Raw genomic sequence first — 26,432 nt, 5'->3', positions numbered from 1 at the left:
TATATATAGTTCAACAGCCTATTTTTAGTTAAAAAGTAGAAAATTATGACTTTTGATTACGACCTGTTTGTGATTGGTGCTGGTTCTGGGGGTTTGGCTGCTTCTAAACGGGCGGCTAGTTATGGTGCAAAAGTGGCGATCGCCGAATATGATTTAGTAGGTGGTACTTGCGTAATTCGCGGTTGTGTACCTAAAAAACTCATGGTTTATGGTTCTCACTTTCCTGCCCAATTCCAAGAAGCCGCAGGTTATGGTTGGACTGTGGGCGATGTAAAATTTGATTGGGAACATTTTATTACATCCATAGATAACGAAGTCCGCAGACTCTCAGCACTTCATATCAGCTTTTTAGAGAAAGCCGGAGTCGCACTAATTTCTGGTCGGGCCACTTTTATAGACCCTCATACCGTAGAAGTTGATGGCAAAAAATATACAGCCGAGAAAATTTTAATTGCTGTGGGCGGCCGTCCCGTTAAACCAGACATACCAGGGATAGAACACGGTATTACCTCCAATGAAATCTTCCATCTAAAAACCCAACCCAAACATATCGCTATTATTGGTTCTGGTTATATTGGTAGTGAGTTTGCCTGTATCATGCGCGGTTTGGGTTGTGAAGTTACGCAAATTATCCGCAAAGAGCAAATTCTCAGTGGTTTTGACCAAGATATCTGCACCAGTATCCAAGAAGGAATGACTAATCATGGGATTCGCATTATCCAAAATACTGAAGTGACAGCCATAGAAAAAGTGGAAGAAGGACTGAAATTAACTTTATCTGGAGATAATCAAGAACCAATTATTGCTGATGTATTTTTAGTAGCCACCGGTCGCAGTCCCAATGTTGAAGGATTAGGCTTAGAAAATGCCCAACTTAATTGTGTTCCCAGTTCTGAAGAAGAACCAGGATACAGTACCTCAGATGCTATATCTGTCAATGAATATAGTCAAACTTGCCAACCCCATATTTATGCCGTTGGTGATGTCACAGACAGGTTAAATTTAACCCCTGTCGCCATTGGTGAAGGACGGGCTTTTGCTGATACTGAATTTGGTAACAATCGCCGCGAATTTAGTCACGAAACCGTAGCTACAGCCGTATTTACTACCCCAGAAGCAGCTACAGTCGGCTTGACAGAAGCCCAAGCTAGAGCAACATTCGGTGATGATAGTATCAAAATTTATCGGACTAGCTTCCGTCCCATGTACTACACTTTGCCAGGTAAGCAAGAAAAAACCATGATGAAGTTAATAGTAGATATTAACACTGATAAGATTTTAGGCGCTCACATGGTGGGAGATAGCGCCGCAGAGATAATTCAAGGTGTGGCTATTGCAGTGAAAATGGGCGCAACTAAAGCTGACTTTGATGCAACCGTAGGTATTCATCCCTCAGCAGCAGAGGAATTTGTAACGATGAGATAATAATAACAAGATCCCCGACTTCTTCAAGAAGTCGGAGATCTGAATATCTGAATCAATAATAAGTAGTCATATTTCATTTAACCATCCTGATAAATTAGAAATTTTACTAAAATAAGTAATTTGATAACTAGCTAATACCTGTTGAATATTAGTATTACAAAATTCCTTGGTATTCTCACTAAAAAAAGCTTTGGTAAGTGATAAATTATTTTGAGCATGAGCTAGAATAACCTGTAAAATAAAATCATCTCTCCTTTGATTTTTCCCAGGAAGTAAAGGAATATTTAAAGTAGTTTCTAACATTTCAATGCTTGATTCAATTAACTGTCCATGATTTTTTAAATATTCGATAATATGCAAAAAACGTTTCCTAAAGTCTCGTAATATTTTTTGATGATCAACTAAAGAGCGGTCTAAATAATTAACAAAAGATTGAGAGCTAGTTAATTCTTTATTGCGTTTACCTTCATTCATTTCTATCTGAATAGTTTGAGAAAAAGATTGACTACGTTTTTCTTCTCTTTCTATTGCTACTAAGGTTTCCATTAAACAAATACTAGGAATAATGAATTTCAGATTGTCTGAAGAATGATAAACAAAATCTTCTAATTCTTTGTTTCTTCCTTTGGCAATTGCCATAATTGAATTAGTTTCTAAGTAAATAATAATCATAATAAGTCTAACTCCTCTGTAGTTCCATCAACCAAAAGAGCAAATAAGCCAATTTCTTTCATTTGCTCAATATAAGGAGGATTTTGACTTTTCCAATGATATGATAAATCATGTAACCATGCTTGAATTAAAGTGATTAAAGTAGATTGATATATGATTGCTTCAATACTCTCTGGATCATAGAATGATAACACTTGCTTGGTATCAAATCTTCCTATTTCTGTAAAAGTTGGACTTTTAAAGATTCTCATAACATTAGAATTAACAAACATTAAGAAAGGAATATATTGATATGCTTCCATTTTTAAGATATCAAGATCCGGGGAAGAATACACACCGGAAAATCTCACATCTATCATTAAAATAGGGTGATCATCTTTATCTTTAGCAACAATTGCCGGATAAAAATCAATTACGGTTGGTGGTTGTATTTTTAACATGGTATTTTACCTGTTATTTAAGTAAAATTGAAACTATTTTATTATAACACAATTAATATCTAGTTTTGCATAAGGCTTACTCTCAAATCTTGTTCTGTCTCGATATTAACTCACCACTAAAAGTTGATTAAACTTGTTTTTAAATCTGGAGATACCATTAAGTAATTTTTAACTTTTATAGGCTAAGTTTATCTCAATATGTAAAGTTTGTTTATAATATTCAATATTTCCAAAATTAGTAATCTTTAATGATAAAATATACTATGAGATTTTCCTGAATAGAATAATAGCATGATAAATAACAGCATAAAATTTATAGACTTATTTAGCGGTACAGGTGGATTTAGATTAGCAATTGAAAGGATTTGTCATAATTATAAAATTCAGGCTCAATGTGTTTTTTCTAGTGATATTGATATAAATGCCCAGAAAATCTATTCAGAAAACTTTGGAGAAACACCCATAGGAGATATTACGAAAATTGATGAAAATGATATTCCTGACCATGATATATTATTAGGTGGTTTTCCTTGTCAACCTTTCAGTATTTGTGGGGAACTTAAAGGTTTTGAAGATACAAGAGGAACATTATTTTTTGATATTGCCAGAATTATTAAAAATAAACAGCCTTCAGCTTTTATATTAGAAAATGTCAAACAATTAAAAGGGCATCAAGAAGGAAAAACGTTAAAAATAATTATTAATACATTAAAAGAATTGGGATATTATACAGAGTATAAAATCCTGAATGCCCTTAATTTTGGTTTACCGCAAAAGCGAGAAAGAATTTTGATAGTTGGCTTAAGAAATCAAAATCATCATCATAATTTTAATTGGCCAGTAATCAAAATGCCCATGCAGCCTTTATCAGAAATATTAGAAAAGTCTGTTTCTGACTTTTATTATGCGTCTGAGAAAATTCGCCAGAATCGGTTACAAAAAGTCAAACCTGAGCAAAAATATGAGGAACCAACAATATGGCATGAAAACAAATCTGGTAATATTAGTGTATATCCTTATTCCTGTGCATTGAGAGCAGGAGCATCTTATAATTATTTATTAGTAAATGGAGAAAGAAGATTAACTGAAAGAGAAATGTTAAGATTGCAAGGTTTCCCTGAATCTTATAAAATAGTGGGAAGTTATCAAACCATGCGGAAATTAGCTGGTAATGCGATCGCTATTCCTTGTGTAGCTACTGTTATTGATTCTGTTATTAATGCAATATAAAACTCTCTAACTATGAATTATCTCTATCTTCATGGTTTTGCTTCTACTAGGGTGTGAAATGCCCATGAAAACCTAAATTAAATCAAATATTTATATCAACGGCGTTCATGTAACATTATAAAAATTATTATCGACATAAAATGATTTTTTGTATATAATTATATTAATCACACTCATATTTTCAAGAAAACCCTTATGAAAATAAAAGCAATAATTCATACAGCCGAAGAAGGTGGTTATTGGGCTGAAGTTCCAATTTTTCATGGCTGTTACACTCAAGGAGAAACTATTGAAGAAGTATTGGAGAACCTTAAAGAGGTAATCAGTTTATATGCAGATGATGAACCCCTAAATATTAGCCCCTCTGACAGAGTAGTAGAATTAAGTATATGAAAGCAATATCGGGGAAAAAGTTATCAGAAATATTAGTTAGAGAAGGATGGTAATTCCAATTTTCAATATAGTTGATGTCAATAAATAATAGATATAGTATGCTGTAATAATTTATATTTTTCAATCATATCATGAATTACCTTTACCTTCATGGTTTCGCTTCTGGTCCCAAATCAACAAAATCCCAAGATATTCAACAAAGATTAACACAATTACAAATACCCATTTCTGTCCCTGATTTAAATAATGGCGGATTTTCTCACTTAACCATAACGCGCCAAATCCAACAAATTGCCACTCAATTTCCTCCAGATTCTCAACCCGTTACTCTCATTGGTTCTAGTTTAGGAGGTCTAACCGCAGCCCACATAGCCCAACAATATTTACAAGTCCAAAATTTAATCTTACTAGCGCCCGCTTTTGGTTTTTTATCCCACTGGTTGCCAAAATTAGGAAGAGGATTAAAAGTATGGCAATTAACAAAATATATGATGATTTACCATTATGGCTATCAACAATTACTACCATTACATTATAATTTTGTTACCGATGCTCACCAATATTCAGAAAACTTATTACAACGTCCCCTTCCTACCTTAATTTTACATGGTAAACATGATGAAGTCATTCCTATCCAAGCTAGTCGCCATTTCGCTATTTCCCGTCCTTGGGTAGAATTAATAGAACTCAATAGTGATCATAGCTTAGGCAATGTCACCCCCGAAATTTGGCAAGCAATTTCCTCATTCTGTCAATTACCTTAACCAACAACTAACCACTGACCACTGACCACTGACCACTAACAACAAATGCTTAAATTTATTCGTTCCGATTTATCTCAACTTAACGCTTATAAAGCTCATCCTGGTAGTGATAGTGCCGAACCTGTAGCTATGCAATTTGACCGATTAGATACTAATGAAAGTCCCTTAGATTTACCACCAGAAATTAAAGAAAAATTAGCTTGGACATATCAACAAGTTATTGAAACTAATCGTTATCCTGATGGTGGACATGAAAGTCTTAAAAATGCGATCGCCCAATATGTCAATGAATCTGCAAACCTGGCAAATTCCCCCTTCACCGCTGCTAATATTTCCGTCGGTAACGGTTCAGATGAACTAATTCGTTCGCTATTAATTGCCACCTGTCTAGGAGGAGAAGGCTCTATTTTAGTCGCCAATCCCACCTTTTCCATGTATGGAATTTTAGCGCAGACTTTAGGGATTCCAGTAGTCACAGTAGGCAGAAATCAAAATAACTTTGAAACCGATTTAGAAGCAGCCAAATCTGCCATTACACAAACACAAAATCCTCCTATTCGGGTTGTTTTTGTAGTTCATCCCAATTCCCCCACTGCCAATTGTTTAACAGCAGCAGAATTAACATGGTTAAAAAATTTACCAGAAGAGATGTTAGTAGTTATTGATGAAGCTTACTTTGAATTTAGTCAAACTACCCTAGCAGGAGAATTATTACAACGTCCTAACTGGATAATATTACGGACTTTTTCCAAAGCCTTCCGTCTGGCTGCCATGCGTGTAGGTTATTGTATCGCACATCCAGATGCGATCGCTATTTTAGAAAAAGTCCGTCTTCCTTATAACCTTCCCAGCTTTTCCATTGCCGCTGCCCTCATGGCTTTAGAAAATCGGCAACTTTTACTCCAGTCAATAGCCCAAACCCTGAGTGAAAGAACCAAAATGATCACAGCTTTATCAGCACACTCAACCTTAGAAATCACACCCAGTGCCACCAACTTTATTTACTTGCGGATTAAAACTGATGTCTCTAACACACCAGCTACATTTTTAACAAGTCTCAACCAAAAACTTAGAAATCAGGGGACTTTGATTAGACTTCTGCCCAATGGTTTACGAATCACTATCGGTACACCAGCAGAAAACACGCGCACTCTAGAACGAATACAATCAGTTTTATAAGAATAGAGAGCAATTACCACTCATCAGCACCTGCTTCAATACCTGCACGACGAACTATCGTTACAGTTTGTGTTAGCACCCCCACCAACATAGCAAAAGCTTCATCTGGGATATAACCCACTATTTCAGCAGGAAAAAACACGTCAAACTGATCAAGAATCTTTTGTACTCGTTGTTTAGCAACTGGACTCTCTGTAATCTGCTTAATTAAGCGAATCCATTGTCTTCGAATCAAGTAAGCTTTTTGACGATCTTCATGAGATTCAGGAGTCAACAAAGATAGATTGCCTATGGGTAAAACCCCTTGGCAATCACTATCATAATCTCCACCAATTGCTGCTCCAAGTCCAGCAAACTCCGCATAGTATTCTTTAAAGAGTATTAACCCATTCTTTCTCCGACTATTAACCATGAAAATCTTGCCACCATGAATCAGCTTGAGGATCTTCGCTCCATTGTATTGCTCAGTTCCATCTGGTATGGTAATTTGATTAATAACACTGTTGTAAGCGTAACAATTTGACCCCATAGTAGTTTGATAGCGTCTACACTTTGCGCTATCCATATTGTGTGAGAATTTTTACGCTTTTAGTAATATATACTCTTCGTAATTTATTTTAGGAAATAAACACCTATTATTCTATGGGATTAAGCCTGGATTTAACTCAACCCAGAGTAATCTTTATATAAAGTTTTTATGCAGATAAACTAGAAAATATGAAGCAGTTGACCCAGAAAAAGCACCTATTCCCTGGTATATAGCGATAGCTACTGAAATGAGGCACAAACATTAGGTCAAAAGCCATACACCCAGAAACTCTTAACTCCCACTATCTTCCTTCCTTCCTTCCTCCCTTCTTCTTAACTCGGTGACTCGGTGACTCGGTGACTCCTTCTATATATGTTTATGTAGTAATATCTGACGTGAGCGATTAAGGAAAAATGCTTCCCAAGGAGATTCAACCTTATATACTCGATATGCCAACTTAAAATAAAGCTGACGGGCATGATGATTATTTTCCAAAACATGGAGATACAAGTCTTGAAATCCCCAGTCCTGGGAGATTTGCTCACAGCGAATCAACAAACTAGAACCTACACCCAATCTGCGGTACCTTGGGTGAACAGCTAAATTAGACAGATAAGGGAAACCTGGATTGACAATAGCCCAAGAATCAGTAACCCTGACACCCATTTCGATAGTTCCCATAATTTTCTGATCTTCAGTGGTAGCATCAACAGCAACCAAACAAATGTGATGGGGTGTGGGAAACTTGAGACGATGCCTGATATCTTCGTAAATACCCACACGAAGCAAAGGGAAAGCCCAACCCCATAAACCTTCCTGGGAGTGAAAGCTTTCAGCGACAATTTGGGCAATATCTATAAAATCATCAGGTGTAGCTACGCGAATTTGGAGTTTTCCAACAGGTAAAGTACCGGTTTCTGGGTTGGGTAGGGGTTGGGTAGGGTTAAAAAACCAGGATTTCAAAGCTAGTTAGGGATTAATTTGATTTATAGCTGTATTCATTCTAAATTCTAAATTCTAAATTCTAAATTCCTAGAAAGTAGCTAGAGTAACTTATCATCAAGGTAGTAAAATCTAGCTAAACAAAATATCTTAGCGGATTAGGGCTAAAAAATTTCTCTAATTGGGAATCTGGAGAGCCGTTGTCGGGATGTTTGGTAGCGCCCAGCGTGCTGACTATACAGCCATTGGTCCAAGTGTTAATATTGCTGCTCGTTTACAAGCCGCGGCTGTTCCTGGTACTATTCTAGTTTCTGCTGCTGTAGCCGATTATTTACAGGAAGCAGAAATTACTAAAGGTAGTCCCTTAGAATTAAAAGGCATAGATGAAACAGTTCTAACTTTCATGGTGACATCAGAACCCATAAAATAATTGGTTTGGTATCAGGGTGCGGAAAAAAAGAAGAATACAGCAGTTCCGTAGGGGCGCAGGGCCTGCGCCCAAAACTTCTAAACTGCTTCTTGAATAAGATCTAAGTTTTTAATTAACATGATACCAACGCTAATAAGTAATAACTCAAATAATGATTCAATTACATCTCATAATTTAAGACGACATACTGATCCGCCTTGGTTATGGACTGTTGTATGTATTGGTTCAGTGTCGCTTCATTTGTTAGTATTTTGGTTAATGCGTTCATCTAATGAGTTTAAGGCTTGGTTTCCTCAATCTAACCAAAGTTCTATTCCCATTGACTTTATCGAAATTCCATCTGAACCAAAATCTACAATTAAACCCCAATCAACAACTTCAAAAATTAAACCAGAACCCTCTTTTTTACCTTTACCAAACTCATCATCAGTTACACCCAACAATCAAGATGATGGTGAAATAACTTCTAGAATTAATTTACCAGAACAAGATAAAACTCAAAAACCTGAAGTTAGAAAATCTGAAGTTAGAAAATCTGAAGTTGAAAAACCTGAAGTTGAAAAACCTGAAGTTGAAAAACCTGAAGTTAGAAAATCTGAAGTTGAAAAACCTGAAGTTAGAAAATCTGAAGTTGAAAAACCTGAACCTGAAAAACCACCAGTTAGACAACAATTCTATCCCACGAACCCAACACCAGAACCAACACCAATAATTCCAGAAAATGAACTTCCCTGGAATCGTCGTCAAGAAGTGAAACTAGGTGAAGGAACTCTTCTCCCCCAGGATATTCCTACTGATTCCCCGACTCCCACAGCAGAAGCTTCTGCAAATCCTAACCCAGAACCTTCTCCAAGTGCCAATGGGGGGGGTGCTATAGCTACAGTGAGTCCTATACTTAAAGAAGAAGTTAGTGAACTAATACAACAAAAACAACTGATAGCAGATGCTTTACCAGATGTTCTAGCTGAATACAAAGGAAGTACAGAAAAGGAATTAGAGGCTAGTATACTTCCTAGCGACGAGGTACTTAAACCAGCAAATATACTGGCTAGTTTAATCATTGATAAAAATGGACAGTTTCAACAAGCAATAGTCATAACGATTGAACCAGACACACTCAACAGCCAAACGAATATTTATGAGCAAGCACTTAATGAGATATTTGCACAAGAGAGTTTTGCCGCTGCATATAATCAAGACGGTTCAAAACCTGATTTGAGCAATTTATATATACGTCTGAAAATTAAACCAATAAATTCCCAATAGGTACTTGCAATTTTATAAAAGCTATGTTATCTTGATTAAGTTACAAAAGCGCGGGTGTAGTTTAGTGGTAAAACTCCAGCCTTCCAAGCTGATCATGCGGGTTCGATTCCCGCCACCCGCTTTTGAATAAAAAAAACTACTCTGTTACCTGTCTTGGTCCTATTCATAATGCTTCTACAGCCGTTGAACCCTCGTAATTTGGCTACAGTATTAATAAATTGTACTTATCTGGACATAAAACAAAAGTTAGAATATATACAGGCATACTACTAGTTTAATCGCAATATAGTATTACTAAAGTTTAAATGCTGAATAGTTCTATAGGGTAAGCACTGACTTATCAGTTCGTCTACAAGGTGCGTTACATTTTATTAATACAAAACTCATACGATTATTTTAGTGGATTAGGCTTTGCTACTTAGCATCTTTGCGCGAAAAAAAGGGTAGGCATTAAACCCACCCCTTAATCAAGAATTAATTGCCAATTGTCGGCGCACTTAAAGAAACATCTTGCAGTGCTTTGTTGGCTGCTAAAGTTGTTACAGAATCACGCAATCTGGCTGTTAATTGTACAGTCGTCGCGTCATACATTTGCGTTAGCAACTTAGGATAAAAACCAACACCAATAATAGGTATCAACAAACAAGCAATGATAAATACTTCACGAGGTTCAGCATCTATCAAAGCTTGGTGAGAAACTAACTCTTCGTTTTCTTGTCCGTAGAAAATCTCGCGCAACATTGATAGTAGATAAATTGGCGTTAAAATCACACCAACAGCCATTAAGAAAATGACAATAACTTTGAATGTCGGGTTATAAGCATCGCTAGTGGCAAAGCCCACAAATACCATTAACTCCGCCACAAAACCACTCATTCCTGGTAATGCTAAAGAAGCCATAGAACAAGTTGTAAACATGGCGAAAATCTTCGGCATCTTCTTACCAACACCACCCATTTCATCTAACATCAGGGTGTGTGTGCGATCATAAGTTGCACCGACTAAAAAGAACAAACTTGCCCCAATTAATCCATGAGAAACCATTTGTAAAACTGCCCCACTTAACCCCAAATCAGTGAAAGAGGCAATACCAATGAGAACAAAGCCCATGTGAGAAATTGAAGAGTAGGCAATTTTCCGTTTTAAGTTCCTCTGGGCAAAGGATGTTAAAGCCGCATAGATGATATTTACTACCCCCAAAACTACCAACGCAGGGGCAACATAAGCGTGAGCATCGGGCAGCATTTGGGCATTCATGCGAATTAAGGCATAACCACCCATTTTTAACAAAATCCCTGCTAGTAACATATGCACGGGCGCTGTAGCCTCACCGTGGGCATCTGGTAGCCAGGTATGGAGGGGAATGATGGGTAATTTAACAGCGTAGGCAATTAGGAAGCCAGCGTAGAGTAAAAGTTGTAAATTCAGTCCGTAGTCTTTCAAGGCGAGCGATCGCATATCGAAAGTTACCGTATCGCCATAGAACCCCATTGTCAAGGAAGACAGCAAAATAAACAGCGAACCACCAGCGGTGTATAAAATAAATTTAGTCGCTGCATATTGACGCTTTTTCCCTCCCCAAATTGACAGCAGGAAGTAGATTGGCACAAGTTCCAGTTCCCACACCAGGAAAAATAACAGCATATCCTGGACAGCGAAAACCGCAATTTGACCACCATACATAGCCAAAATGAGGAAATAAAATAATTTCGGCTTGAGAGTGACAGGCCAAGCTGCTAAAATTGCCAGCGTGCTAATAAATCCAGTTAAAAGCACCAGAGGCATAGATAAGCCATCAACCCCTAAAGACCAATTTAAACCCAATTGGGGAACCCAGGGATAACTTTCCACCAATTGCAAATCGGGATTAGAGAAATCGTAACCCGTATAAAAAGCGTAGACAATCAGGGCGAAATCTATTAGCCCGACAATAAGGGAATACCAGCGTACCGTTTTGCCGTCTTTATCTGGGATGATGGGAAGTAGCAGAGATGCAGCTATCGGGAATAAAATAATCGTCGTTAGCCACGGGAAATTAGCTATATTCATCTTTTATTAAAATCATGTTTGGCAATAAGTCACTATCCCATCTTAATGCGGGTTCGATTTTTGCCACTTATTCTTTAAAAAACATCAACCAAATCTACCATTAATATAAGCTTTGGTATCTTCCTGCTGAGGATGATTAAAAATTAATTCTGTTGAGTTGTACTCTACTAAATACCCACTCCGGCCACCTGTTTCCGAGGCTTTGACGTTAAAAAATGCCGTTTTGTCAGATACTCGTGATGCTTGCTGCATATTGTGAGTAACTATGACGATGGTATATTGCTGTTTGAGTTCGTGAATTAGTTCTTCCACCCGCGCAGTAGAGATAGGATCAAGAGCAGAACAGGGTTCATCCATGAGGATAACTTCTGGTTGGACAGCGATCGCTCTAGCAATACATAAACGCTGTTGTTGTCCACCGGATAAAGATAAACCACTTTGTTTTAATTTATCCTTGACTTCATCCCACAAAGCCGCTTGTCGCAAACTCCGTTCCACCAACTCATTCATATCACCTGTATAGCCATTAATTCTGGCACCAAAAGCAATATTTTCATAAATTGACTTGGGGAATGGGTTTGGCTTTTGAAACACCATGCCAATGCGTCTTCGCACCTCTACAGCATCAATATCAGGTGCATAGAGATTCTTGTCACAGAAATAAACCTTACCTTCGGCTCTAAACGATTCAATTAAATCATTCAGACGGTTATAACATCGCAATAATGTACTTTTACCGCAACCAGAAGGTCCGATAAAAGCCGTAACCCGATTTTTGGGAATATCTAGCCAAACATTTTGTAGAGCCAGAAAATTGCCATAATAGATATTCAGGTTTTCCGTGCGTAAAACCGATTCCGTCCCATTGTTCGTGCTAATTGCAGCATTCATAAATATTTTAGCCCACCTTCCGCACCCTAAACTGTCACACAACGAAAAATGGTCATTTGGGGATTTGAGATTGGCGATCGCTACCTAAAATTTAGACCATTTTGTATCAAAATTATCCTCACAGGTCTTCAAAAATCCGAAATTACCGATTGTGACACTGGGGGGTGCGGAATGTGGGTTTTAGAGCTTTCACAAAAAATAACCGCGTAACTTCGAGAACTAATTACCCAACCCTTCTCTTACTTCTTCCTTCGTGTCCTTCGTCCCTATATCCCTCCGGTCTCGTAAGAGATACGTGGTTCATTAACTCTTGTAGGGGCGTATTGCAATACGCCCCTACTAATTTTTTTAGCAAACCCTACTTAAAGAAGAAGTTTGTCGGGATGAATTTCAGTTTTGTGGACAGTTTTTAACTAAACCTTTTGTTTCGTAACCCAGCGAGCAATAATACTCGTAATTAACACCATCAGTACAAGAATTAAAGATGCAGCCCAAGCTAGAGATTGCCAGGTTTGATAGGGAGAAGTAGCAAAGTTGTAAACTAAAACTGCTAGAGAAGCAGTCGGTTTGAGAATGCTATCTGGCCAGAAAGAAGAGAAAAGAGCCGTAAATAGTAATGGTGCTGTTTCTCCAGCAGCACGAGCGATCGCTAGAGTAGAACCAGTTACAATTGCGGGTAATGCAGCCGGCAATACCACCAGTGTCACAGTTTGCAAATTACTTGCACCTAGTCCAATAGATGCTTGTCGCAAATCTTCAGATACTAATTGCAAAGCTTCCTCTGTGGTTTTCACAATAATGGGTAACATCAAAATTGCTAGGGCAAATCCACCTCCCAGGGCTGAGTAAGAGCCTAAATTCAGCTTGACTAAGGTTAAAACCACAATTCCGTAGGCAAACACCCCAGCAATAATCGAGGGTACACCACTGAGAACATCAGTAGCAAAACGTATCCATCTAGCAATTTTTTGGGAACTAAATTCAGTTAAATAAATTGCTGCCAATACACCAAAAGGAACGCTAATTACAGCAGCAATTCCTACCATCAATAATGTTCCCAAAATGGCATTACCAAAACCGCCATTTTTACCAAAAGGAGATGGTGGCAACTGGGTAAAAACATTGAGATTTAAACTACTAAATCCTCTAATAACTACATAATAAAGCACTGCCAATAAAGGAATAAGTGCCAATGCTCCACAGATAAAAGCTAATACAGTCATTGCTGTATTAAACAATGTTCGACCAGAGGAAGGGGAATGAGTTAAGCTCCTTTGAGGAAAAGAAGAAGTCATAAATTTAACCTATTACTAAATTATAGTCTCTGCACTCGCGTCACAATAAACTCCGCCAGAATATTGACTATCATCGTTAATACAAATAAAACTAAAGCTGCATACATTAAAGCCGCAACTTGTAAACCATTAGCTTCAGCAAACTGATTTGCTAATAAAGAAGAAATCGTATTTGCTGGCGCTAGTAAAGAGATATTAATATTGTTGGCATTACCTATTAACATTGTCACAGCCATTGTTTCACCCATTGCCCTACCAAGTGCCAACATTACTGCACTGACAATACCGGAAAAAGCAGCGGGGATGAGAACTTGAAAAATTGTTTCCCAACGGGTTGCACCGACTCCCAAAGCCGCTTGACGCAAACTCGAAGGTAGAGAAACCAAAGCATCACGAGAGATAGCTGTGATAATTGGCAAAGTCATAATTGCTAAGATCACTCCTGCTGGTAACATTCCTGGTCCTGTGGGTGCAGAACTAAAAATTGGCAACCAACCCAGGTAATTATGCAGCCATTTTCCCAAATTAGTTAAAATCGGGATTAAAACAAAAATTCCCCAGACTCCATATACAACACTGGGAATAGCAGCCAGTAACTCTACTAAAAATACTAGGACTAACTGCACTTGAGAGGGGAGAAAATTCTCACTCAATAAAATTGCTGTTCCTACACCAATCGGGATTGCTAAAATTAGTCCAATTAAAGAACTCATGAGAGTCCCATAAATCGCAGGTAGTACCCCATATTCATTCTTGACAGGATTCCAACTGCTGGTAATTAGGAAATTAAACCCGAATTTTTGGATAGCAGGCCAAGCGGCAATAGTAACTTGTACAGCAATCCATAATAAAGTACCAGCGATCGCTAGGGCAAAAATTCGAGTTAACCAAATAAAGCTCCGATCTAAGTTTCTATCTATTTCAGAGCGATTTTTCATCAGTGATGGTGTTTCTGGAAAATTTGTAGCCATAAATCAGGAGTCACCGAGTTAGGAGTTAATGAACCACGTATCTCTTACGAGACCGGAGGGATATAGGAGCGAAGGACACGAAGGAAGAGGGAAGAAGGAAGGAAATATCAAGAATTTAGTTGCCAGTTTTAGGAGTAGTGCCAACAGAAATTTTATAATCAGGACTGATTTGATCAGCCGCTGCTGCGACTTTGGCAATTACATTAGCTGGTAAAGGCACATACCCTAATTGACTAGCCATCTTTTGTCCATCTGTCAAACCGTATTCAATGGTTATTTCCATTGCTTTAGCTTTGGCAGCATCAGCATATTTTTTATAAGCCAGAATCCAAGTGTAAGTGACGATGGGGTAAGAATCCGCACCTTCAGGATCGGAAATAAAAGCGCGCAGATTTTCTGGTAGAGTTACTGATTCTAAGGTTTTAGCTGATGATTCTGGGGAAGCTGAAACAAACTTTTTGGCTTTATTTTCTAAAGATGCAAATTTGAGCTTACTTTCTTTAGCGTAGGCATATTCAACATAACCAATAGAACCAGGAGTTTGTTGGATTTGGGCGGTAATACCTTCATTACCTTTAGCACCAATTCCTACAGGCCATTTGACATTTTTCCCGTCACCTACTTTAGTTTTCCATTCGGGACTAATGGCGCTGAGGTGTTTGGTGAAAACGCCTGTAGTTCCGCTACCATCAGCGCGATAAATAACTTTAATTTCTTCTTTTGGCAATTTAGCACCGGGATTAGCTTGAGCGATCGCCGGATCATCCCAAAATTTTATTTTACCTAATAAAATATCAATGTAAACTGCTCGTGGGAGCTTAAGTTCAGGAACATCTGGCAAATTATAAGCTAGGACAATACTACCAGCCGTTACAGGCAATAATAACACCCCTTTATCTGCGGGTACCTTCTGAATTTCTTCATCTTTCATCGCTACATCACTAGCACCAAAATCTACCGTTCCTTTGGTAAACTGCTCAACTCCAGCGCCACTACCCACAGACTGATAATTAACTTTCAAATTGGGATATTTTTTATTTAACTCTGTAAACCAGGTTTGATAAAGTGGTGCCGGAAAAGAAGCCCCCGCACCTACTAACTCAACATTACCAGCTAGTTTTGTAGAGGTATTTGTACTTTTACCAGGAGATTCGCTAGTAGTTGGATTCTTGGAGTTAGTGTTCCCACAGGCAGATAAACCAATTATCAGTGCTAATACGGTTACTAAAGCTGTAAGGCGATTATTTTTGATTGCACTTAGACGTAATAGCATAAGTGTTAATTTTTTTTAAATTGTAGATAAACATCTCTAACATACCTCTAAAAAGATTCTTTTATAATTAGACAATAGGCAGAGAAATCGAAAAATCCATATTTGTTTTTTACTCCTAATCAAAAATATTTTTATTTTGCTTAAGAACGAGTTCAGTTAGTCTCTATTGCCTTTTGCCCCTTGCCTCTTGTATATTTAAGGTTATAAATTGGGATGTAAATTTGTCCGCTTATACTTATTGCTATTATTTCTATTGCTTTTTTCCTTACGCCTAATAAATGTTTGCTGCATCAAATCAACTGCTATGGTCTATGATAGGTTTGCTACTCACAATGGGTGGTACTTTCCTAGAAGCTTATGGTATTACCTCCCCTTGGAATTGGAGTCAGCATGGAATTCAAACCCTTTCATTAGGTGTCAGCTATCAAATTGGTGCAGTTCTACTAGTAGGCTGTTTAGGAGGTCAAAATGCTGGTGCGCTCTCGCAAATTGCCTATTTAGTCATGGGATTAACTTTATTACCTGTATTTGCCGAAGGAGGGGGTATCGGTTATGTTAAACTATCTCAATTTGGCTATTTGTTGGGTTTTATTCCCGGAGCTTGGATTTGTGGTTATTTAGCCTTTAAAGCGAGACCTAGACTAGAAACTCTCGCTTTTAGTTGTATTTGTGGTTTGTTCACTGTTCACATCTGCGGTATTGCTTATTTAATTATCAGTTATATTTTGCCCTGGAAAGGAACAGAAAATTTATCTCTGATTCAAGCTATCCTCAAATACTCCTGCTTTGCACTACCAGGGCAACTAGTAGTAGTTTGTGCTGTCACCATAATAGCTTATGTGTTACGACATATAATGTTTTATTAGTCATTGGTCATTAGTCATTGGTTAGTGGCAAAGAAAAATAACGAACAACTGACAACTGACAACTAACAACTGACAACTAACAACTGACAAATTTATCATGGGTATAAAAAACCGCTTTTTCTGGATTGCTGCTTTGATAGCATTTTTATTAGACCAAGTAACAAAATACTGGGTAGTGCATACTTTTAGACTAGGACAAACACTGCCATTACTACGGGGGATATTTCATTTTACTTATGTTACTAATACAGGTGCAGCTTTTAGTTTGTTAAGTGGCAAGGTAGAATGGTTACGGTGGCTATCTTTGGGTGTAAGTTTAGTATTGATAACCATTGCATTATTGGGACCATTGTTAAGTTTTTGGGAGCAATTGGGTTATGGTTTGATTTTAGGTGGAGCAATGGGTAATGGTATTGATAGATTTGCATTAGGGTATGTTGTTGACTTCCTTGATTTGCGGTTAATTAATTTTGCCGTATTTAATATGGCTGATTCTTTTATTAGTATTGGCATTGTTTGCCTGTTAATTGCCTCATGGCAAAACACACCAAGTAATTAAAAATGCAAAATTAAAAAATAAAAAAGAAGAGTCTGCCTTTTAAATTATTAATTTTTGCATTTGTTAATCCCCTACTTCCTTATGAATTTTTAATTGTTAATTGTTTATGAGTTCTCCCCAACCTCCTCAAAAGCCACAAACCTTACTTGGTCAAGTGACTCAAGCACTAAATACTATTCAAGCTAGAGTTGATTTTTCCAAGCTGGCGCTTAAACCCAATGCCAAAGTACCAGAGTTATTAGTGCATGATGCAGGGACAAATCAATCAGAAGAATATCCGCTATTAGGCGATCGCTATATTCTTGGACGGAGTTCAAAATCCTGTGATATCGTCGTCCGTAACCAAGTTGTCAGCCAAATCCACCTCTCACTCTCCCGGGATTCCACCCAAAACACCTCCGTTTTCACCATCAAAGATGAAAATTCCACCAACGGGATTTATCTGGGTAAAAGGCGAATAAATGCTTTAGAACTGCGTCATGGTGATGTTATTACCTTAGGTCCCCCGGAACTAGCCGCTTCCGTGCGTCTGGAATATATTGATCCACCAGCTTGGTATGTAAAAGCCGCCACTTGGACAGCTTATGGTGTTGGTGGTATCACCGCTCTTGTTGCCTTAGCCATAGGTGTAGAGTGGATGAAATTTTCCGTCAGACCCTTACCTACAGCCACTAAAGCCCCTATAGTTGTTTATGCCGGCGATGGCGCAACCCCACTCCGTGAACCTCGCAATATCGCCCACACAGACCTGAAAAAGTTATCAGACTTTGGACCCTATTTGGCATCTGCTGTAGTTGCATCTGAGGATAGTCGTTATTATTGGCACTTTGGTGTAGATCCTTTGGGCGTATTGCGAGCCGTCCTCATTAATAATCGTAGTGGCGATATCCAACAGGGGGCAAGTACAGTTACCCAACAAGTAGCTCGGAGTTTATTCCGTGAATATGTAGGTAGTCAAGACTCTTTAGGACGAAAAGTAAAAGAAGCTGTCGTCTCCCTGAAGTTAGAAACTTTTTACAGCAAAGATGATATTTTACTAACTTATTTAAATCGGGTATTTTTAGGTGCAGATACTTCTGGTTTTGAAGATGCGGCTAAATATTATTTCAACAAATCAGCCAAAGAATTAACTCTAGCTGAAGCTGCAACCTTAGTAGCAATTTTACCTGCTCCCAATGCCTTTGATTTTTGTGGTAGTGGACCTCGGAAACTGGGAGCAGCCAATTATCGAAATAGAGTCATTAAACGACTGCTAGACATGGGCAAAATCACCCAAGAGGAAGCTAACCGCGCCCGTCGTTCTACGGTCCAAGTCAGCCCTAAAGTCTGCGAAAGGCAAGCTAAAACCATTGCTCCCTATTTTTATGATTATGTCTTTCAGGAACTGACATCAAGACTAGGGCCAGCCGCTGCCAGAGAAGGCAACTATATTATTGAAACCAAACTAGATCCAGCTATCCAAGCTAAAGCCGAAACAGAGTTAAAAAATTCCATTTCTAAAAATGGCTCAAACTTTGGTTTTTCCCAAGGGGGGATGGTGACTCTTGACTCGAAAACTGGGAGTATTGTGGCCATGGTGGGGGGTGCTGATTATAGAAAAAGCCAGTTCAATCGCACCGTTCAAGCCCAACGACAACCGGGTTCTACCTTTAAAATTTTTGCTTATACTGCGGCCATTGAAAAAGGTATTTCCTCATATAAAAGTTATTCTTGCAGTCCTTTAACTTGGCAAGGTTTTACCTATAAACCCTGTCGGAGTGGTGCTGGTGGTAGTTTAGATATAGCAACTGGTTTGGCACTTTCAGAAAACCCCATTGCTTTACGGGTGGCTAAGGAAATTGGTTTGAATAAAGTCGTAGATATGGCGCAGCGTTTAGGGATTAAATCTGAGCTTGAGGCAGTACCAGGCTTGATATTAGGTCAGAGTGTCGTTAATGTTTTAGAAATGACTGGCGCTTTTGGGGCGATTGGTAATCGTGGGGTGTGGAATCCTCCTCATGCTATTAGTAGAATTCTCGACAGTAGTGATTGTAAGGATCTAAAAGATCTACAAACCTGTCGTGTTATTTACTCTTTTGATCAAAATTTAGATGCTAATAAACAAGTGATCAAAAAAGCAGTTGCGAATCAAATGACGACTTTAATGCGCGGAGTCATTACTAGTGGTACAGGTCGCAGTGCAGCCATTGGTTTAGGAGAAGCAGGGAAAACTGGAACAACAAATAATAATGTTGACCTCTGGTTTATTGGTTTTATTCCTAGTCGTCAACTTGTAACTGGCATTTGGCTGGGAAACGATAATAATTCCCCTACGTCTGGTAGCAGCGCCCAAGCAGCCCAACTTTGGGGGAATTATATGGGGAAAATTACTAAGTAGGAGTCACCGAGTCAGGAGTTAATGAACCACGAAGGAGCGAAGGACACGAAGGAAGAAGGAAGAAGAGAAGGGTTCGTCAATGAGTCCTCAAATTTACACAGGTATTTTTGGTGAAAATGACATTTTTAATAACTAATTTGCAATGTTACTGATGCTTGTACTTCCTGTTCACCAGCGACTATGGGAGTAGAAGCATCGGCTAGGTTTACCTTAGCAGCTTCAGATCGGTAAAGCATGGGTGGTGGAGGTGGAGTTGCACCATTAATTTGAATACTGACAATTTCTTTTTGTTGTAATCCCAAGCTGCTGAGAACGGCTTCTGCTTGCTCTTGTGCATCTTGGGTAGCTTTCTTCAAAGCTTGTTTTTGGGCGATCGCTATTGCGTCATCACTAGCAATAAAACTTACACCGTTGATTTGTGTCGCGCCAACTTTCACGGCTTCATCTAATAATGTTCCAGCTTTATCTGTAGCAATACGGAAACTCACTGTATTACTAGCAGCATAGCCAGTAATACGCTGGACATTGTTAGTGTAGCTATAAATTGGGCTGAGGCGAATTCCTGTAGTTGTCAATTTTTCTACATTGCGTTTTTTGAGCAAGGCTACCACAGCCGATGATCTGCGAGCGGCTTCTTTTTGCACATCTTCAGCCGTTTTTCCTTGAATTTCTACTCCTAAACTAACTTCAGCTAAAGTTGTAGAAATCCTTTCTACTCCTCTTCCACTCACGGTTAAAGTCCGCCATAATTTTTCTTTTTCTTGCGCTGATGCAGGTAATATAAAAATCGCACACATTACTATACTCAAAGCTAATATTTGCCCAAATTTCCCCATTTTCTGGGCTGGAAACTGAGAATTGGATAAAATAGTAATAGACATTATGCTGGCACTCCTCCAAAAATTTATTCATTATTGATGAACTGTTAATCATCAACAGCTACCAAAATATTCTTACACCGAGAATACAATTACTTGATGCAATTTGTATATTTATAGTTTCACACTGCTTTAATTTATGGCGGAGTTGGTTACATTTTTTGTAACGGCAAAAATTACCCTGAATATGTTGGGTTTCCTTGTGTCAACCCAACCTACATTATTTTATGATAGTTCTTCCTTATCAATTCCATCATAACAAATTTAAAATCAAATGTCAACCCCCAAATCCTCTTTTAAACCGGAATTATTTTATAAAATTACGCTGGAACAACTGCCAGAACGGTCTGGAGCATTGATTTTTATGGAATTAGGGCAAAAAAACGCCGATATTCCACAATAACCAAGTAGAAGTGCTTAGTGGGGCAGAGAACTTGGTTAATATCTTGGATAAGGCTGTGGATTATTAGGTAGATAGTTCGGTGTGAAATAGCCAGTTGGAGGAGGTGGAGAACTTGGTTGATATCCTGGATACCCTTGTGGATTATTAGGTAGATAGTTCGGTGTGAAATAGCCAGTTGGAGGAGGTGGAGAACTTGGTTGATATCCTGGATACCCTTGTGGATTATTAGGTAGATAGTTCGGTGTGAAATAGCCAGTTGGAGGAGGTGGAGAACTTGGTTGATATCCTGGATACCCTTGTGGATTATTTGGTGGATAGTTCGGTGTGAAATAGCCAGTTGGAGGAGGTGGAGAATTTGGTTGATATCCTGGATACCCTTGTGGATTATTTGGTGGATAGTTCGGTGTGAAATAGACAGTTGGAGGAGGTGGAGAATTTGGTTGATATCCTGGATACCCTTGTGGATTATTTGGTGGATAGTTCGGTGTATATCCTGGATAAGCTTGTGCGTAATTAGATGTATTGATTAATGAGGCATGGTCAGCAGATACTGCAGGAGAATTAGTTACCTGTTGTATGTTTGGTTCAGAATAAGTAGCAGAGGGTAGAGAAGAATTAGTTGTTCCTTGTTCTCTATTGATTGATAATTGATTTACTTGCGGTACTGCTTGAGTACAAGGGTCAATCCCAACCAACTCTTTGATTGCACGATTGCCCATTTGATCTAAAATTGGTTTAAGAGGGATAGCTAAAGTCTCTTGAACGGTTAAAGCAACTATTGAAATAGTCGGTATTACTAAGACAGCTACTTTATTAAAAGTTTTCAGAAACAGTGTGTATTGTCTAGTCATGTTTTACTCCAATGTTTTATTGATATTTGACTCAGCCAGAGCAAACTAATCAGCTTATTTGCACACATAATCTACCTGAAGCGATTCTGTTAGTGCTATTTTCAACTGCATCTGACAAATCAACACTTTAAAACTTTTGTTTTTGTTGAAGCTACTAGCAAGGACTAAAAGTAAACTTAATTTCGTAGCCCTCATCAATTCTAATTAGGGTTTGGGTTTCTTGATTTTCAGCCACATCTCTTGCTCGTGCAGTTAGATTTGTATTGATACCAAAAACTGATGACACTGGGTTAGCACACGCGTTTATTGTGCCTAATGTAATACCTACATTTTTTTCCCAAACACCTGAGAAACCAGGACTAAAGGTTGCGTTTGGATCAGTAGTAGTTGGAACATTTTGGCCTTGAAATATTATTCTAACGTTCAAGTCAGCACTACCTCCCTTAGGCACATCAGCAAAGCCACGATATGTAACGTTAATAGGTTGAACATTCAATCCAGAAGGTATATCAAGCCCGATCCTCAAATTGCAAGATTTCGATACAACCTTAGGAGGTGAAGCTAGAGCCTCAAACTTAGAGAATTTTACTGACAGAGTATCTCCATTCAGAATTCCCACAAATGATTCCGATGGACAGCCATTTCCGAAAAGAGTAACTGGAACATTTTGAAACTGAAATCCCTGTGGTTGAGCTTGTACCTCAGATAAACCCACAACATTTAAACTCAGCAGCGTCAAACTAGAAATAAGAGTGCTTAGAATTTTCATAAAATTAATATTTTGGATGGTTCTGTTAGTGCTATTTTTAACTGCATCTGACAAATCAACACTTTAAAACTTTTGTTTTGGTTGAAGCTACTAGCAAGGACTAAAAGTAAACTTAATTTTGTAGCCCTTATCGATTCTAATTAGGGTTTGCTGCCCGACAGCTACATTTCTAGCACGCGCGATCAAATTCGTGTTGATACCGAAAACCGAACTCACTGGTTTAGCACACGCATTTATTGCGTCTGGTGTAATAGCTACATTTTTTTCCCAAACACCTGAGAAACCAGGACTAAAGGTTGCGTTTGGATCATTACCAGTTGGAACATTTTTGCCTTGAAATATTATTCTAACTTTCAGGTCAGCCGTACCACCTTTAGGCACATCTGCAAACCCAATATACTTGACGTTAATGGGCTTAACTTTGTAACCAGAAGGCACATCAAGCCCGATCCTCAAATTGCAAGATTTCGATACAACCTTAGGAGGTAAAGCTAGAACCCCAAACTTAGGGAATGTTACTGAGAGAGTATCTCCATTCAGAATTCCCTCCGATGATCCCGATGGACAGCCATTTCCGAAAAAAGTAACTGGAACATTTTTAAACTGAAATCCCTGTGGTTGAGCTTGTACCTCAGATAAACCCACAACATTTAAACTCAGCAGCGTCAAACTAGAAATAAGAGTGCTTAGAATTTTCATAAAACCTCGTGGTATGCGGGAAACTCAGTCACAAAGCGTGCTGAGAGGGAAGCGACACGGGCAGTTTTAACCGCCGTCAATCTTCTGATACCATTACTGCCTTGGGGTTGCTCAACGGGAGTGTGCTTTTGTAATGCACTTTCAATTCTCTGAAAATAAAGAAAGATTTCTTCTGAGCAATTTGAAAAAATCTTTCTTTATCTGTAAATTGCTAAAGTAGCTTTTGGAGACTCAGACTTTCTCACAGATCAAATGCAAGACTTACCTATCCAGATTAGACAAACTAACAAGGATTAAAGGCAAATTTTATTTGGTAGATTACAGGACCAATTGCCGTGTCAATCGTATCAACTCGGATTTGGGTTTCTTGCTTTTCAGCCACATCTTTTGCTCGTGCAGTTAGATTTGTATTGATACCAAAAACTGATGACACTGGGTTAGCACACGCGTTTATTGTGCCTAATGTAATACCTACATTTTTTTCCCAAACACCTGAGAAACCAGGACTAAAGGTTGCGTTTGGATCAGTAGTAGTAGGAACAGTTTTGCCTTGAAAAATCATTTTAACGTTCACGTCAGCACTGCCTCCCGTAGGCACATCGGCAAAGCCACGATATGTAACGTCAATAGGTTGAACATTCAATCCAGAAGGTATATCAAGCCCGATCCTCAAATTGCAAGATGTCGATACAACCTTAGGAGGTGAGGCTAGAACCCCAAACTTAGAGAATGATACTGACAGAGTATCTCCATTCAGAATTCCCACAGCTGATCCCGATGGACAGCCAGGTCCATTAAGAGTAACTGGAAACTTTTTAAACTGAAATCCCTGTGGTTGAGCTTGTACCCCAGATAAACCCACAACATTTAAACTCAGCAATGTCAAACTAGAAAGAAGAGCGCTTACAACTTTCATATTAAACCCCACAAAAACAGGTAAATTTATGTGTTTTTTAGCTGCTAACTACCTAGCTGCAACTTTTTTATAAGTCTAACTAAGCTATCTGTGAACTTAATGATTAGCAGTTTCTATAACTAATAACGAAGATCAAACATAAAATATTCCAAAACTTGCAAAAAAAATTTCGCTTTGTAGGATAAATCTTTTATCTCCTTGCTACGCACCTGACTTTTCACGGGATGTGGAAATCCTCAAAATGAGCTTTTCCCAAGCCTTGATTTTTCCATTAGCTATTTTCATAAGACCTCACGGTAATTGGGAAACTCAGCGTCTTTAGACCTGAGAGGGAAGCGGCACGGGCGATTTTAATTGCCGTGGTCTTTGTGTTATAATTGGTAACTTTACTGTAAAAAAGTCACGCTTTTTTGGGGCTTGAGGACTTCCCGTCAAAAGTCAGAAGGGTTTGAGGTGATTACAGAGCCTACATTACACTTTAATTACGTGAAAGTCTGCGATATATAGTTTATTTTTGTTCTAAATCTAAAGCTTCATTTAATACTGCATTCGTAAATTTTATCCTCTTCAAATAAGAGTAATAAGCTGCTACTGGAACTGTTAACACATCACTCCAAGCTTCCTCTTGTTCATGAAAAGCTTGAATTGTTGAATCTTTTGCAGCATACAAGCTTCCACTTACTAATCCTAAGCGATGAGTTTCCGATACTGCTGGTAGTTCCTCAACTAACCCATGATAATAATCACCTATCATCAACAGATGGTTATAAATCTCATGGGAGAGCCTTTTCCCTACTGGTTGTAGCAAGTTACAAGTTAATGCAGAAACCATATGCCAAGTTTCAGCAAGCAAATCTTGCTCTACTCCAGACAACTCTGCGGGTACAAGCAAATCTACATCACTTATAGACTCTGTTTTTGCAGATAACAACATCACAGAAACAACTAACCACTGCTCTTGTGTCCCTCTTAGAGTTTCTGGTTCTTTAACAATCATCACATAACGTGGCGGAGAATTTCCTGCCAAAAAATTTTGCCCAAAGGAAGAATACAAAGTCTGTTGTTCTGCACTTGAGAATTGTATAGGACTTTGCACCAAACGACTCACCTTCCAGATTTCTCCAGGCTGTGGGATTGGCATATTAGAGCCTTGTCTGTTACTCAAGTTGACACGCATAAATTTGTAATCCTTCATAAGACCTCGCGGTATGCGGGAAACTCAGTCCCTTTAGGGCTGAGAGGGAAGCGACACGGGCGGTAATAAAGGCATTGAATCTTAAATTTTAGTCAGGTTTTTTGATTGGAAACCTGAAAAACCAACTCCCATTTCTGGGGTAATGTTAGCTTCGACCAGTTATAAGAGCTTGTTTTGCTTGCAACACTGTTCCAGGGACCTTAGAACTGTTTAATCACAAGCGACAGAGCAGGGAACTAGCTTCGCATTCCGGGGTGTCGTGACTCAAATAACGGCTACCTATTTCTAGGTGGTCTGGTCAGTACAGCTTGTTTGATTTCTCTTGCAAGCTCAGTCCCTTTAGGGCTGGGTTACTGACAAGGACGACTTAAAACTGAAAATTTTGCCCAGACCATATCCATATATTAGTTAACGGATAAGTATCTACAGATATAACTAAATTATTCTAATCTTTACAAATTTTGGCATTAGTAAACTTGTGAATGTTGACTTACCACTGCTTAGTTGAGCGTTCACGGATTGTTTTCTGCTTGCAAGTTACTTGATGTTTGTGCTTAACACCTGGAAATTCTAGTAATCCTAATGCCTCAGCAATACGCTCTACAAGTTCCTGCCACCGCTTGCAAACTTCACTCTGGCTAATTCCCAATTCAGCAGCAAATTGAGTTTGGGTTTTCTCATCAATCTTGCTTTGCCAGAGTTGCAGATACTTTTGATGAGGATAACTTTGATCAAGCTGATGAATAGTCTCTATGGCTTTAATAATCAAATCTGCACGCTCTGCTGCGTCTAAAATATTATATTCATCAGGAATCGTATCTAACAGAGGGATATCTGTCTGGGGGATGTTGCAATCTAAACTTTGACAGTTTCGCAATCTTTCTTTACGAACAAAATCAATCATCTCGCATTTAGCTACTGTAGTTGCCCAGTGATAAAACTGTTCGATTCCCCCTTGCTGGAACCTTGCAGATTGAACAGCTTGGAAAACTTTCAGATGAGCAGCTTGAACACCATCTTCCCAAGATAAGTTTGTGTTTTTAGTGTATTTACGAGCAATCTTTGCCAATTTCTGCTGATAGTGCGAGTCATGTAGAAGTTCTTGATAATAATCCTCTGATTGCTGTTTCAATATCATAAGATATGTCCTTTCTGTTGAACAGTATTAGT

General features: G+C 38.5%; 25 protein-coding genes, 1 tRNA gene and 1 pseudogene. 11 read left to right on the top strand and 16 right to left on the bottom strand.

The features are described 5' to 3' along the window. The first annotated feature begins 45 nt into the window (after positions 1-45). Complete coding sequence (gor, locus tag EZY12_04505; protein QSX68946.1) at positions 46-1,425, top strand: glutathione-disulfide reductase; 1,380 nt, start codon at positions 46-48, stop codon at positions 1,423-1,425. Positions 1,426-1,491: 66 nt separating this feature from the next. Here gor and EZY12_04500 read toward each other — a convergent pair whose 3' ends face one another. Both EZY12_04500 and EZY12_04495 read right to left on the bottom strand, forming a co-directional pair. After that, on the bottom strand, positions 1,492-2,097 hold the full coding sequence (locus tag EZY12_04500) for a DUF4935 domain-containing protein (protein ID QSX68945.1): 606 nt from the start codon (positions 2,095-2,097) through the stop codon (positions 1,492-1,494). Further along, positions 2,094-2,537 (bottom strand): hypothetical protein, encoded by a 444-nt coding sequence (locus tag EZY12_04495; GenBank protein ID QSX68944.1) that lies wholly within the window; start codon positions 2,535-2,537, stop codon positions 2,094-2,096. The genes EZY12_04500 and EZY12_04495 overlap by 4 nt, the downstream gene beginning before the upstream one ends. A 291-nt stretch (positions 2,538-2,828) precedes the next feature. Between EZY12_04495 and dcm the strand changes: the two genes are divergently transcribed. The 4 genes from dcm (at position 2,829) to EZY12_04475 (ending at position 6,103) form a co-directional block, all read left to right on the top strand. After that, positions 2,829-3,767 (top strand): DNA (cytosine-5-)-methyltransferase, encoded by a 939-nt coding sequence (gene dcm / locus EZY12_04490; protein ID QSX68943.1) that lies wholly within the window; start codon positions 2,829-2,831, stop codon positions 3,765-3,767. A 195-nt stretch (positions 3,768-3,962) separates the two neighbouring features. Continuing rightward, on the top strand, positions 3,963-4,160 hold the full coding sequence (locus EZY12_04485; protein QSX68942.1) for a type II toxin-antitoxin system HicB family antitoxin: 198 nt from the start codon (positions 3,963-3,965) through the stop codon (positions 4,158-4,160). A 131-nt stretch (positions 4,161-4,291) separates the two neighbouring features. Beyond that, the gene (locus tag EZY12_04480) at positions 4,292-4,924 is read left to right on the top strand and encodes an alpha/beta hydrolase (protein QSX68941.1); all 633 of its coding nucleotides are present in this window, start codon (positions 4,292-4,294) and stop codon (positions 4,922-4,924) included. Positions 4,925-4,969: 45 nt separating this feature from the next. Continuing rightward, positions 4,970-6,103 carry a histidinol-phosphate transaminase gene (locus tag EZY12_04475; protein QSX68940.1) on the top strand — a complete coding sequence of 378 codons (1,134 nt, stop codon included), beginning with the start codon at positions 4,970-4,972 and terminating at the stop codon, positions 6,101-6,103. A 13-nt stretch (positions 6,104-6,116) separates the two neighbouring features. Here the strand turns inward: EZY12_04475 and EZY12_04470 are convergent, their stop codons facing one another. Both EZY12_04470 and EZY12_04465 read right to left on the bottom strand, forming a co-directional pair. After that, positions 6,117-6,668: a hypothetical protein gene (locus EZY12_04470; GenBank protein QSX68939.1), complete on the bottom strand. Its 552-nt coding sequence runs from the start codon at positions 6,666-6,668 to the stop codon at positions 6,117-6,119. Between the two features lie 330 nt (positions 6,669-6,998). Then, complete coding sequence (locus EZY12_04465) at positions 6,999-7,595, bottom strand: GNAT family N-acetyltransferase (protein QSX68938.1); 597 nt, start codon at positions 7,593-7,595, stop codon at positions 6,999-7,001. A gap of 175 nt (positions 7,596-7,770) precedes the next feature. On the opposite strand from EZY12_04465, the pseudogene EZY12_04460 reads away from it, so the two are divergent. The 3 genes and pseudogenes from EZY12_04460 (at position 7,771) to EZY12_04450 (ending at position 9,391) form a co-directional block, all read left to right on the top strand. Next, positions 7,771-8,004: pseudogene (locus EZY12_04460) on the top strand (adenylate/guanylate cyclase domain-containing protein). A 475-nt stretch (positions 8,005-8,479) separates the two neighbouring features. Beyond that, positions 8,480-8,716, top strand: coding sequence for a pentapeptide repeat-containing protein (locus EZY12_04455; GenBank protein QSX70510.1), 237 nt, complete (start codon positions 8,480-8,482; stop codon positions 8,714-8,716). A 604-nt stretch (positions 8,717-9,320) separates the two neighbouring features. Further along, positions 9,321-9,391: transfer RNA gene (locus EZY12_04450), tRNA-Gly, on the top strand. A gap of 353 nt (positions 9,392-9,744) precedes the next feature. On the opposite strand, the gene ndhD1 is transcribed toward EZY12_04450, so the two are convergent. From ndhD1 to pstS, 5 genes are all read right to left on the bottom strand, one after another. Then, on the bottom strand, positions 9,745-11,319 hold the full coding sequence (gene ndhD1 / locus EZY12_04445; protein ID QSX68937.1) for a photosynthetic/respiratory NAD(P)H-quinone oxidoreductase subunit D1: 1,575 nt from the start codon (positions 11,317-11,319) through the stop codon (positions 9,745-9,747). An 84-nt stretch (positions 11,320-11,403) separates the two neighbouring features. After that, positions 11,404-12,210: a phosphate ABC transporter ATP-binding protein gene (pstB, locus tag EZY12_04440; protein QSX68936.1), complete on the bottom strand. Its 807-nt coding sequence runs from the start codon at positions 12,208-12,210 to the stop codon at positions 11,404-11,406. A gap of 413 nt (positions 12,211-12,623) precedes the next feature. Next, positions 12,624-13,505 carry a phosphate ABC transporter permease PstA gene (pstA, locus tag EZY12_04435; protein ID QSX68935.1) on the bottom strand — a complete coding sequence of 294 codons (882 nt, stop codon included), beginning with the start codon at positions 13,503-13,505 and terminating at the stop codon, positions 12,624-12,626. A 20-nt stretch (positions 13,506-13,525) separates the two neighbouring features. Further along, positions 13,526-14,476 (bottom strand): phosphate ABC transporter permease subunit PstC, encoded by a 951-nt coding sequence (pstC, locus tag EZY12_04430; protein ID QSX68934.1) that lies wholly within the window; start codon positions 14,474-14,476, stop codon positions 13,526-13,528. Positions 14,477-14,591: 115 nt separating this feature from the next. After that, complete coding sequence (gene pstS, locus EZY12_04425; protein QSX68933.1) at positions 14,592-15,749, bottom strand: phosphate ABC transporter substrate-binding protein PstS; 1,158 nt, start codon at positions 15,747-15,749, stop codon at positions 14,592-14,594. Between the two features lie 278 nt (positions 15,750-16,027). On the opposite strand from pstS, the gene EZY12_04420 reads away from it, so the two are divergent. The 3 genes from EZY12_04420 (at position 16,028) to EZY12_04410 (ending at position 19,551) form a co-directional block, all read left to right on the top strand. After that, a complete protein-coding gene (locus EZY12_04420; protein QSX68932.1) occupies positions 16,028-16,615 on the top strand; it encodes a biotin transporter BioY in 588 nt (195 codons plus the stop codon). A 97-nt stretch (positions 16,616-16,712) separates the two neighbouring features. Further along, entirely contained in the window at positions 16,713-17,174 is a 462-nt protein-coding gene (locus EZY12_04415) for a lipoprotein signal peptidase (GenBank protein QSX68931.1), read from the top strand. A 106-nt stretch (positions 17,175-17,280) separates the two neighbouring features. Then, positions 17,281-19,551: a transglycosylase domain-containing protein gene (locus EZY12_04410; GenBank protein QSX68930.1), complete on the top strand. Its 2,271-nt coding sequence runs from the start codon at positions 17,281-17,283 to the stop codon at positions 19,549-19,551. Positions 19,552-19,676: 125 nt separating this feature from the next. Here the strand turns inward: EZY12_04410 and EZY12_04405 are convergent, their stop codons facing one another. The 7 genes from EZY12_04405 to EZY12_04375 all read right to left on the bottom strand — a co-directional run bounded on the left by EZY12_04405 (position 19,677) and on the right by EZY12_04375 (position 26,400). Next, positions 19,677-20,432 carry an SIMPL domain-containing protein gene (locus EZY12_04405; protein QSX68929.1) on the bottom strand — a complete coding sequence of 252 codons (756 nt, stop codon included), beginning with the start codon at positions 20,430-20,432 and terminating at the stop codon, positions 19,677-19,679. A 435-nt stretch (positions 20,433-20,867) separates the two neighbouring features. Next, the gene (locus EZY12_04400) at positions 20,868-21,683 is read right to left on the bottom strand and encodes a hypothetical protein (protein QSX68928.1); all 816 of its coding nucleotides are present in this window, start codon (positions 21,681-21,683) and stop codon (positions 20,868-20,870) included. Between the two features lie 154 nt (positions 21,684-21,837). Continuing rightward, the gene (locus EZY12_04395; GenBank protein ID QSX68927.1) at positions 21,838-22,506 is read right to left on the bottom strand and encodes a DUF4360 domain-containing protein; all 669 of its coding nucleotides are present in this window, start codon (positions 22,504-22,506) and stop codon (positions 21,838-21,840) included. A 36-nt stretch (positions 22,507-22,542) separates the two neighbouring features. Further along, on the bottom strand, positions 22,543-23,151 hold the full coding sequence (locus tag EZY12_04390) for a DUF4360 domain-containing protein (GenBank protein ID QSX68926.1): 609 nt from the start codon (positions 23,149-23,151) through the stop codon (positions 22,543-22,545). A gap of 283 nt (positions 23,152-23,434) precedes the next feature. Beyond that, the gene (locus tag EZY12_04385) at positions 23,435-24,067 is read right to left on the bottom strand and encodes a DUF4360 domain-containing protein (GenBank protein ID QSX68925.1); all 633 of its coding nucleotides are present in this window, start codon (positions 24,065-24,067) and stop codon (positions 23,435-23,437) included. Between the two features lie 508 nt (positions 24,068-24,575). Further along, entirely contained in the window at positions 24,576-25,208 is a 633-nt protein-coding gene (locus EZY12_04380; GenBank protein QSX70509.1) for a hypothetical protein, read from the bottom strand. 544 nt (positions 25,209-25,752) lie between these two features. Continuing rightward, positions 25,753-26,400, bottom strand: coding sequence for a sigma-70 family RNA polymerase sigma factor (locus EZY12_04375; GenBank protein ID QSX68924.1), 648 nt, complete (start codon positions 26,398-26,400; stop codon positions 25,753-25,755). Between the last annotated feature and the right edge of the window lie 32 nt (positions 26,401-26,432).

The organism is Dolichospermum sp. DET69, assembly GCA_017355425.1.
GTDB lineage: Bacteria > Cyanobacteriota > Cyanobacteriia > Cyanobacteriales > Nostocaceae > Dolichospermum.
The sequence above is the reverse complement of the archived record's forward strand: the minus strand, read 5'-3'. Positions and strand labels throughout refer to the sequence as shown.